Below are 10,975 nucleotides of genomic sequence, written 5' to 3'. Positions count from 1 at the left end.
TACCTGAGGTTCACGTCCTTCGACAGAAGTTTCCGTAGAATTGGCGCGAACGCTTCGCCGACCGCTTGTTCGAGTTCGGTAAGGGGCGGGGGCTCCTCGTTAAAAATCGCATACATGACGGATTGCTCGTAGGCACCGGGAAACGGCATTCGACCCGTCAGCATCTCGTACAGGACGACGCCGAAAGCCCAGATATCTGTACGTTGATCGACTGGCTCTCCCCTCGCCTGCTCAGGCGACATGTACGCGACCGTGCCCATCGACATGCCCATGGTCGTGACCATGGTGCCTCCGTCCATCCTCGCCAGCCCGAAGTCGAGAATCTTGGCTCGCCCGTCCGGCAGCACCATGATATTCGCGCTCTTGATGTCACGATGAACAATCCCTTCATCGTGGGCAGCGCGAAGACCTTCTCCGATCTGAAGAGCGAGCTCGTACGCGGTATCGACATCTACCCGTCCGTCCTGGATCCAGTCCTTGAGCTCTTCACCCTGGACAAGCTCCATGATGATGAACGTATCGTCACCGTCTTCACCGATCCCATGAACCGTGGCAATATTGGGATGGTTCAAAGCTGCCGCCGCCTTCGCCTCCGTAACGAATCGCTCCCGAATCTCATCGGTGATTTCCGGGCCGGAGAGCAGAAACTTGATCGCCACATTGCGCCCGAGGCGCGTGTCCTCGGCCAGGTATACAACGCCCATGCCGCCAGCTCCCAGTTGATCGACGATCCGGTAGTGGGAAACAGTCCGGCCGATCATGGCTCTTTCGTGCGGGAATGGTGGATAACGGACGCGAAAAGTCTAATGTACGCTAAATTTTGTAGGCCTTGCCCCTACATTGTGTCGGAGAATCCCCTACATTTACTGCCTACCCGGCTCGGTTGCTTTTGTATTCTGTAGTTTATAATGATCTACAATTCGTCGACCGCAAGTTCCGTCCCGGGTGCGAAAAGGCTGCAGTTCCCCCTTTCGCCAGATATTACGTAACCGGGATTCACCTATTTGATCGTCGCCAGCAATGAAAAAGAACACCGTTGCCGCATCCGTTGCGGCCCTGCTCCTCGTCTTGACACTTTACGGATGTGATTCGTACGAGGCACCCATCACCGGAGCCGACGACACGGCTGCGGAGCTGTCCGAATCGCCGTTCACTCCCCCGTCCCGTACCGGACCGGCCAAGGAATACAATGATCACAATGGCCCTAATGCTTTGATCGGTGACTACGAAGTCACACTCACGATTCCGGACGGCACTCTCTTCGGCGACAAGATCGATACCTACGTCTGGACTGTCGAGTACGTCGGAGATGATGCGAACGACAAAATCAATCACTTCGCGATCACCCTTGATGAGTGCGCCGCGGCCGGCTTCGACTCGAACGATGACGGGTTCAACTCCAATAGCAGCACCGAGTTTGACGTCCAATGGCACCCAAGTGAGGGCCAGGGCGGGCCATATGTGTTTACCGGTCAGTACCCTGCTGGACAGGGTCGGTGGATCGGATATGGGACAGCCGAAATCAAGACCTCTGGAAACCAGAAGTTCGATGGCACTATCCTGCTGCCATGCATGAACACGACAACCATAGATGCAAGCGTCTTCTTTGATGATGACCGAAGTGGGACGAAGGGCTTAGGCGAAGCCGGGCAGCCCGGAATTACCGTAGAGTTGAGAGACGCCGACAATGAGGGCGTTGCACCGGCGGATCCTGACAACGAGGTAGTCGCCATTGAGACAAGTGGCGCGGATGGCGTTCTGTTGTTCGAGGGCGTATTCATCGATGGTGACTATACACTGGCACTGCCGCCATCGGTGACGGATCTCTGGCTGACAACTAATCTCCCGGATGCTGTCAATGTAGTAGGTCCCACGCCCACCTCTTCACCGATAGGACTGGACAAGTACGACGTGAAGGGATTTGTATATGCAGTGGATGCGGGCGGGCTCAATCCAGCCGCTCTTCCGTCTGTCAATATTGAATTATGGCAGGGTTCCGTAAAGGTCGCGGATGCGACTAGCACGGCGATCGCAGACTTGAATTATGTTTTGGAAAACGTGTTCGGGAATCTGCTCTCGACGGGTTATGACGAATATCAGATCCGTATTCCGAAATCAACTAACTCGGGGTTGTACAGTGCCTATGTGCCTCTTTCGGGTGTCACAACAACTTCCGACGGATCGGCGGTGATCAATGGCGTTCGTGTCGGAGGCGAGATCAACGCCGGATGTGGAGCAGGCAATTCCTGTGGCAACGACATCGGATTCGAACCGGCTCTTTATGATATCTCCGGTTTTGTCTCTATCGATCCTCGGAACACGCTGACAGGAACTATAGATGAGATTGTAGTCGCAGGGATTCCAGATGTGACCGTCGAGCTGCTTTCCTTTGAGGGCGGCGTTTGTTCGAGCGTAGCGCTAGCGACTCAGATGACCGGTGTAGCATACGCTGTCACGCCGGATTCCGGAGATCCGTACGCCGAGAATTACGTCTTTGCCGACGTACCCGCCGGAACCTACTGTATTTCGATTCCGGAGATCACCGACGAGCCAGAGGACTTCAATGAGAGTCTGGCCGGGTTGTACACATTCAAGGGCGTTGACGTCTCAGGCGAACCGGGAGCACAACTCCTCGTGACCGTGGGACCCGATTCCGCTCGTAATGATTTTCCGTGGGAGGCGGAGCCCGACCTTTACACATCGGCCTTCAGGTCCAACCCGGACTACACCATCTTCTCGCTTGGTGTGACGGAGTGGCTCAACAAGTTCAAGACTGTCTGCCGGACGGGAGATGATCTGATTCCCTACAAGGATCGGTTCAAGGTTGTTCAGCCTCCAGTCTCGGCGGCTTTCCTCATCAACCATCTTAACACGTTCCTCTATCCGACTGTACCGCCGACGACGTTCCAGAATGCGTGCGACGTCGCTGACGCCCTTAGTCAGCCGCTTGCGGAAGGCCGTAATAATGTCGATGAGTTGAGCAAGTTGTACTGGCAGCTAATAGCTGCTGAACTCAACTATGCAACGCCGAAACTTGGACTGGTACTCAATCCAGCGGGAGAAGAGGACGGCCCCATTCCTGAGAATATGCTGCGATACATGGAGCGTTTTCTGGAGCAGGAGCTCTTTGGCGCTCAGACAGCTGCCAAGGTCAGTTCGACGTACTCATCTGAATCCGGCATGCTCTCGTCCTACAACGGCGGCGGCGGTGGAGGCGGAGGAACTGGATTCGAGTAGACCAGGCGGTTTTGATTGAGTCGGACAGGGCCGGGCGCACGATTTTGATCGTACGTCCGGCCCTCGTGTTTAGGGTGCACCGCGTGACCTTCTGAGTACGATGCGGCAGGCCGGATCCCTGTCAACGCCGTTCTTACCGCGGCCAAAGTAATTCCCGCGCGAAATCGATCCTTCACCGGACTTACATTGGAACGCAAAACCTTGATTTCGCGTCGTTTCGATCGATAACTACGTCAGGGTGACAGATCTCCGTCGTCACAATTTCAAGAATGCTCGTATTTAGGAGCTCGGCGGTCTCTCGCGAACCGACCAGGGTCGATTCGGGACCAGGCAGTGCGTCTTCACATGTACATGAGTTTCGCGACCCCACATATTCGGATCCGGGTGCTTCTCGCACTGATGTCGTTTGTCTGTCTTCCCGCAACGGGGCAGCTTCTCCCCTTTACTCACTACACACCTGACAACGAGATCGCTCCCCTTCCGTCGGCAGATGTCATCGACGTCGACCAGGACCGACTCGGCTTTATCTGGATGACGGTGTTCTCGTCCGGACTTGTCCGGTACGATGGTCATTCTGCCGAGGTGTACACCACCGCCGACGGACTGCGCGACCTGAGCGTCCGGACCGTCACAGAGGATCGCCTCGGAAGGTTGTGGGTTGCGTCCGACGGGGGGCTGTCCGTGTCAACCAAACCACTCGGGGAATATGGACCGAATGAGCGAATCCAGTTCACTACGACGATCGGCGATACTGAACTGCTTGACGTGTCGGTTTCGCAGGTAGCCTTTTCGGTCGATGGGATGGGCCGCATCTGGGCGGGCACGAGCGCTAACGGCATCGTTCGGTATTCAATCGGCGACAATGGCTCAGCCGTCGCAGATACGATATCCACATCCATTCAGCCTGGCGAACCGAATCTAATCGTGTACGCTGTCGAAACGAGGCGGAACGGTTCTGTCTGGGCAGCGGTGTCCAGGCTGAACAGGAGTTTCTTCCTTCGATTTGCAGACAGCGCGGATGAACATACGATTATTCCCGCACCCTCCGCCGATCCGATCAACGTGCTGTACGACGCCCCCGACAGTACACTCTGGATCGGGACTAAGACCGGAGCGGTCTGGCGCCTGGCTGAAGAGGCTCCGAACGTCAGATTTGAGCCTGTCTTGTCTGGATACGAAGGAGATGTCACGGACTTTAACTGGTCGCCGGACGGAATGTGGGTGGCGACTTCGAGCTCGGGCGCTATCCGCCTGGATCGTGCCGGTTCGGTCGTGAGAACGTACAGTCGTCGCAACGGACTCCGATCCGACGCGATCAACGACATTATGACCGATCGGGAGGGCAATCGCTGGTTTGCTCAGTCCGGGGGCGCCTCAAAACTGCGTGCCAATTTCGACGCGTTTCTGAACTACAGCGCGCAGTCGCAAGTTGGAGAGGCTCCTGTACTTCCAGCCGCCCAGGTCACGTCAGTGATTCCGGGCAAACCCAACGATCGCGTCGGGTGCTCTCTCTGGGTGGGCACGTTTGGCGGCCTCGCCTGCGTTTACGAAGACGGGTCGTCTGAACACATTCTGGCTGAAGACGGACTCCGACACAGTCAGATAAACGCCATCGTCACTGATGCGTCTGGCAGGGTGTGGCTAGGCGCGTACGAGGGCATCAACGGAATCAGACTCCCTGGTACGCCACGCCTTCCCCGTGCACCCGAGGCATCGAGGATTACCGTCAATGGAGTCGGTGTCGATGTCGGAGGGTATCGGCGGACGACGATTCTCTCTGCAGTGCGACTTCGCATGCCGCTAGATTCGGACCGGCAACGCACCATTGAGACGATCTGGTTTCAGGGTTATCGGAGCATCTACCTGTTGCTTGACGATCGATGGTTCACATTCCGCGCCACATCAGGCCTTCCAGCAACGTACTATCACGCCGTCGCGTTTGACGATGAGGGGCGCCTGTGGGTCGGTACGCGCGATCACGGCCTGTACAGATCTCGTGCGCCTTTGACGGTGGCCAGCGTCGAGAGCATGGAACGTCGGCCGATGACTGTTTCTCTTGGACGTGGTACACGCGCGTTCGGTGACGAAGTACTCGGCGACATCTTCGAGCCAATCTGGGAAGACGGGCCGGTATCAAAGATCGAATCGATGGTCAACGATGCGGGAGAAATGTGGGTTGGCACGTCAGGGGGCCTTTACTCCCTTAGTCATGACCCCGTAGCCGTGACAGCGAAGATCGACGTTGCCAGCGGCCTGCCGGCAAGTAATGCCTTGAGCATTGCCGTGTCGCCAACTACAAAAAATCTGTGGGTGGGTACGAACGCGGGTCTTGCCGAAGTCGATCCGGAAAGCCACGAGGTAGTCCGCACGGTAACTAAGCAAGACGGACTTATTGATAATGAGGTTTGGTACTACGGCTCGGTCTTCGTCGACGAAAGTGAAAAAGTCTACTATGGCACGGCGAACGGACTGACGGTTTACAGTCCTGTCCTCGATGGTCCGAATTCAGTTGCGCCGACACCCAGAATCACGAGGATTGCATATCGTGAGAATAACTGGGGTAACAACGAGCTTGTCCTCGAGTATGCGGCGCTTAGCTTCGCCAACGAACGACAGGTCCAGTACCGGACGCGACTTGTTGGATACGACGAGGACTGGTCGAGCTCGACACCGGATCATCGTATTCGGTACACCAACCTTCCTGCATGGCTGTTCTCCCGAAACTACACGTTCGAGCTTGTGGCCACTAACAATCATGGCGTGGCATCGACCTTTCCGGTTCGAAGCACGATCTCCGTCATGCCGGCGTGGTTTCTTCGTTGGTGGGCCTTCGCCATCTACCTGATTCTCGCGGGCGGTGGCATCTACGGGTATATCCAGCACAAGACCCGGATCCAGGCGGAGCAGTTGGCCAAGGAGCGCAAGATCAACGAGCGCCTCCGCCGGATCGACAGGCTCAAGGACGAGTTTCTCGCAAACACATCCCACGAACTGCGTACGCCTCTCAACGGTATCATTGGGATTGCGGAGTCGATGATTGATGGCGTTGCCGGTGTCCTGAGTCCGAAGGCAATGAGCAACATCGGACTCATTGTTGCATCCGGCAAGAGACTTGCAAATCTCGTCAATGACATTCTCGATTTTTCGAAGCTTAAGGAGCACGATCTGGAGCTACAGTTGAAGGCCGTAGACATGAGCGTGCTCGGCGATATCGTTCTTCGGGTTAGCGAGCCGCTGATCCAGAAGAAGCCGCTCATCCTGAAGAACGCAATTCCGAGAGACCTGCCCCCTGCCCTGGCAGATGAGAACCGTCTCCAACAGGTGCTACACAATCTCGTCGGCAACGGGATAAAGTTCACGCCCGAAGGGTCGGTAACACTTACGGGCAGCGTCGAGGGTGAATTCGTCAGGATTTGTGTCTCTGACACCGGCATTGGTATTCCGACTGATAAACAGGAAGCCATCTTCCAGTCATTCGAGCAGGTCGACGCATCAACGGCTCGCGAGTATGGTGGCACAGGCCTGGGGCTGGCTGTAACCCGACAATTGGTAGAACTTCACGGAGGAGAGATTGGAGTCGATTCCACTCCGGAAAAAGGTTCGACGTTTTTCTTTACCCTGCCGCTCGCAGATGGTGAGGCTGATGAACTCGAAGGTGCTGAGTATCTCCAGCGTATCGCAGATGCTGGTGTGGTTCAGTCGGGCGAAGGTGGTGAAGTCGAGTCTGAAGTGTCCGTCGCGGCGGATGGCGAGGAGTTCCGTGTACTGGTCGTGGACGATGAACCGATCAACCAGCAGGTGATGGTTAATCAGCTCTCGATGGCGAACTACAACGTCACCCAGGCCATGAACGGTGCGGAGGCGCTGCGAGAACTGTCGAATGGCGACAAATTTGATCTCGTTCTTCTCGATGTAATGATGCCAAGAATGTCAGGCTTCGAGGTATGCAACAAGATCAGGGAAACTTACCTGCCCAGCGAACTGCCTGTCATCATGGTGACGGCCAAGAACCAGGTGTCAGACCTGGTCGAGGGACTTTCGTCCGGAGCAAATGACTATATCACTAAACCTATCGCCAAGAGTGAGTTACTGGCACGAATTAAGACACAACTTAATCTTCAGAAGATCAATGAGGCATATGGTCGGTTCGTACCGCGTGAGTTTCTGCGCTACCTGAACCGCGAGAGTATCATCGACGTCAAGCTCGGTGACATGGTGCAGAAGGAGATGACCATCTTTGTGTCCGATATCCGGAGATTCACGACGCTCTCGGAAAAGATGACGCCCGAGGAGAACTTCGAATTCATCAACGCCTATCTCGCCCAGGTGAGTCCGGTTATTCGGGATCATGGGGGCTTCATTGACCGATACACCGGGGACGCCATCATGGCGCTGTTCCCCGAGCAGGCCGAGGAATCCGTCAAGGCCTCGATAGACACATTGAAGATGTTGTCCGAGATCAATGCGGTGCGGAAGAGCCAGGGTGATCTGCCCATCGAAATCGGTATTGGCCTCCATTCCGGCAGCCTGATGCTGGGAATAGTCGGCGAGAGTGAGAGGGCCCAGGGAGACATTTTTTCGGATGCCGTCAACCTCGCAAATCGAATTGAGGGCCTGAGCAAGCTCTACGGAGCATCGCTCGTTGTGAGCGAAGAGACGTTGAGTCGCCTGCCGGCTGACAACACCTACCATCAGCGATTTCTGGGCAAAGTGCAGGTAAAGGGAAAGAACGAGCACGTTGCCGTATTCGAGATCTACGACGGTGATCCCGACTACATGATTGACCTCAAACTCGACACGAAGAATGACTTCGAAGAAGGACTCGATTGCTATTTCGCGCGCGAGTTCACGACCGCATCAGTTTGCTTCAAGAAGGTGATCGACAGGAACCCGGACGACAAGACCGCAAATCTGTATCTGCGACGATCGGCCCAGTTCATGATCCAGGGCGTACCGGATCACTGGGAGGGCGTCGAAGCAGTTGACGAAATTGGCGCGGGCCCATCTTCTCCCCCGCCAACTTCCCCGAACCCGTCCGTGTCGCCTCGTTCGACAACATCCCATCGCCGGGTCACGGCGCAGCCATCACGTTCTTCGAATGGTGGTGCGTTGGCTCCGACGAATGGAGAAGACGGCATCGTCGAGAAGACGTCGCGACTCACAGCTGCAAAGTCAGCAGTCGATGAGACGCAAACCGTCGCGTCAGAGGAGGTTGAAACCAGCGAGTCGCGCCAACCCTCCGAATTGTCGCTTGCTGCACCGCGCGAACAGGACGTCACGAAGGCCGGGAAGTCAAAGGAGAAGTCCAAAAAGAAAGACAAGAAGAAGTCAAAGAAGAAGGACGGCAAGCGCGGCAAGAAGGCTAAAAAGAAGAAGAGCAAGGGGAAGTAATTCCGCCTTCTGACGGCCGACAGCATGTGACACCGCCCTCCACTCACTCACCTTACGACATTATCAGGAAACACCTGTCATCCGGTGTCGGGTCTCTTCACTTGTATCATCCTGCGCGCTGCCTGTGAACTGACACCACACACCGTCCATGGAGCTCCGATCGTCACCCCGAGTCCTGAACGACGCCACGGAAATGCTCCTCGCAGATGGCACGAGAGTAGCCGTGATCGGTGGTGGCCCGGCGGGGTCAATGTTCAGCTACTTCCTGCTGGGTATGGCGGAATTGGTTGGCGTTGACATCGCTCTGACCATATTCGAGCCGCGCTTCTTCACGCACAGCGGTCCTGCGGGATGCAATCACTGTGGCGGGATCATTTCCGAATCTCTGGTCCAGCTCCTCGCGACGGAAGGCATTAATCTGCCCGAGCATGTGGTTCAGCGCGGCATCGATTCGTACATGCTGCACATGGATGTTGGAGACGTCCGAATCGAGACGCCCCTCCAGGAGAAAAGAATCGCAGCGGTTTATCGGGGGCATGGTCCACGTGAATCGGTTCCCATCGATTTCATCGGGTTTGACAAGTACCTGCAGGAACTGGCCGAAGAGGCGGGCGCCACGATCGTTAACGATCTGGTGACCGGGCTCGACTGGTTGTTCGGGAAACCTCGCCTTTCATTCTCGTCCGCGGATCCTGCGACTTTCGATCTCGTGGTTGTCGCGTCCGGAATCAACAGTCGAATTCTCGGTCTTGTGTCTGATGAGAACGCACGGTACAGGCGGCCGGACTCCATGAAGACTTTCATATGCGAGTATCATCTCGGACGCGACCGAATCGCAGAGCACCTCGGGACATCGATGCATGTATTCCTGCTCGACCTTCCGAGACTCGAGTTTGCGGCCATGATACCGAAGGGCGATTTTGTTACTCTCTGTTTACTCGGCCATGATATCGACTCGACACTTGTCGAATCATTTTTGTCGTCCCCGGAGGTAAAAGCATGCTTCCCGGATGGCTTCGCTCCGGACAATGTCTGTCATTGCTTCCCACGTATCAACGTGAAGGGAGCGCGGCAACCGTTCGCCGACCGGCTTATCTTTATTGGGGACTCGGGTGTCTCGCGACTGTACAAGGACGGTATCGGAGCCGCGTATCGAACGTCCAAGGCCGCCGCCGGCGCAATTGCGTTCCATGGCTTCTCTGAGCAGGCACTGCGGAAACACTATTGGCCGGCCTGCAGAGCCATCAATCTCGACAACGCGCTCGGGAAGTTTATTTTTGGATTCAGCCACCTGATTCAGAAGACACGCTTTTCCCGTCGCGGCGTACTCAGGATGACCGCCAGAGAACAGGCATCACAACGCTCCGAGCGTCTGATGAGCAGTGTGTTGTGGGATCTGTTCACCGGCAGTGCTCCCTACCGGGATGTGCTGATGCGGACCATGAAACCGGCATTTGTCGGAGGTCTGATTTCGAATCTCGTGGTCGGCAATCTGGCGGGCCTGCGCAACAATGGATCTACTGAGGGAAAGGCCAATGAAGTCTAATCTTCTGGGTAAGTTCTACGACACCGGCGCCACACTTATTCAGCAGGGTGAGGTCGGTGACTGCATGTTCGTACTGCAGGAAGGCGAAGTTGCGGTACTGAAGGAGGAAGACGGCAAAGAGGCTGTTGTTGATGTGCTGAAGAAGGGCGAGATTTTCGGAGAAATGGCTATCATTGAGAAGCAGGTGCGGTCCGCTACTGTCCGGGCCGTAACGCCGGTTCGCGTTCTCACGATTGACAAGAAGACATTCTTGCGACGGGTTCACGAAGATCCTACTCTTGCTTTGAATGTTTTGAAAACCATGTCGGGTCGAATTCGAAAACTGGACGCGGAGTTGACTCTGCTGAAAGGCGACCTGGCGCCCACGACCGGCAAACAATAGCGTGGAACCGGCTCCAAACATAACTCGGCGTCCAAGGCAGCAGACGAAAACTCCGCCATGCGCAGCAGGATGTCCCAGCGGCACGGACGTCCGAGGCTGGCTCGCAGTGATCTCCCAGCGCACGACGTTCGGCTATTCGGAATCGGAGGCACTCGAGAAGGCGTGGAACATGGTCGTCGAGCGCAACCCATTCCCTGCGACCATGGGGCGAATCTGTCCTCACCCTTGCGAGTCTGGGTGCAACAGATCGGACAAAGACGGTGCCGTGGCAGTTAGTGCTATGGAGCGGTATCTCGGCGATCAGGCTATTCAGAACAAGCTGAAGCTTCCCGTCATCGAAGGCCCAGCCCGGTCTGAGAGTGTGGGCGTAATCGGATCCGGACCGGCGGGGCTTTCCTTTGCGTATCAAATGGCCCGCC

General features: G+C 56.0%; 6 protein-coding genes. 5 read left to right on the top strand and 1 reads right to left on the bottom strand.

The genetic code is table 11. The features are described 5' to 3' along the window. The coding region (locus tag HKN37_08085) for a serine/threonine protein kinase (protein NNE46605.1) at window positions 1–761 on the bottom strand (761 nt) is incomplete at its 3' end. 259 nt (window positions 762–1,020) lie between these two features. On the opposite strand from HKN37_08085, the gene HKN37_08080 reads away from it, so the two are divergent. From HKN37_08080 to HKN37_08060, 5 genes are all read left to right on the top strand, one after another. Continuing rightward, the gene (locus HKN37_08080) at window positions 1,021–3,237 is read left to right on the top strand and encodes a hypothetical protein (GenBank protein ID NNE46604.1); all 2,217 of its coding nucleotides are present in this window, start codon (window positions 1,021–1,023) and stop codon (window positions 3,235–3,237) included. Between the two features lie 351 nt (window positions 3,238–3,588). Beyond that, window positions 3,589–8,628, top strand: coding sequence for a response regulator (locus HKN37_08075; GenBank protein NNE46603.1), 5,040 nt, complete (start codon window positions 3,589–3,591; stop codon window positions 8,626–8,628). A 148-nt stretch (window positions 8,629–8,776) separates the two neighbouring features. Further along, complete coding sequence (locus HKN37_08070) at window positions 8,777–10,174, top strand: hypothetical protein (GenBank protein ID NNE46602.1); 1,398 nt, start codon at window positions 8,777–8,779, stop codon at window positions 10,172–10,174. Then, complete coding sequence (locus tag HKN37_08065; protein NNE46601.1) at window positions 10,164–10,556, top strand: cyclic nucleotide-binding domain-containing protein; 393 nt, start codon at window positions 10,164–10,166, stop codon at window positions 10,554–10,556. Before HKN37_08070 ends, HKN37_08065 begins: the two co-directional genes overlap by 11 nt. Before the next feature lies 1 nt (window position 10,557). After that, window positions 10,558–10,975: glutamate synthase (locus HKN37_08060; GenBank protein ID NNE46600.1), on the top strand; the 418-nt coding region annotated here is incomplete at its 3' end.

Source organism: Rhodothermales bacterium, from assembly GCA_013002345.1.
Classification (GTDB): domain Bacteria; phylum Bacteroidota; class Rhodothermia; order Rhodothermales; family JABDKH01; genus JABDKH01.
Note: the sequence above shows the minus strand (reverse complement) of the source record. Positions and strands in the feature narration are given on the sequence as shown.

Bases quoted from the DNA above. Each gene is read 5' to 3' on its own strand.
- HKN37_08080 (NNE46604.1), top strand. From the start codon at position 1,021: ATGAAAAAGAACACCGTTGCCGCATCCGTTGCGGCCCTGCTCCTCGTC.
- HKN37_08075 (NNE46603.1), top strand. From the start codon at position 3,589: ATGAGTTTCGCGACCCCACATATTCGGATCCGGGTGCTTCTCGCACTG.
- HKN37_08070 (NNE46602.1), top strand. From the start codon at position 8,777: ATGGAGCTCCGATCGTCACCCCGAGTCCTGAACGACGCCACGGAAATG.
- HKN37_08065 (NNE46601.1), top strand. From the start codon at position 10,164: ATGAAGTCTAATCTTCTGGGTAAGTTCTACGACACCGGCGCCACACTT.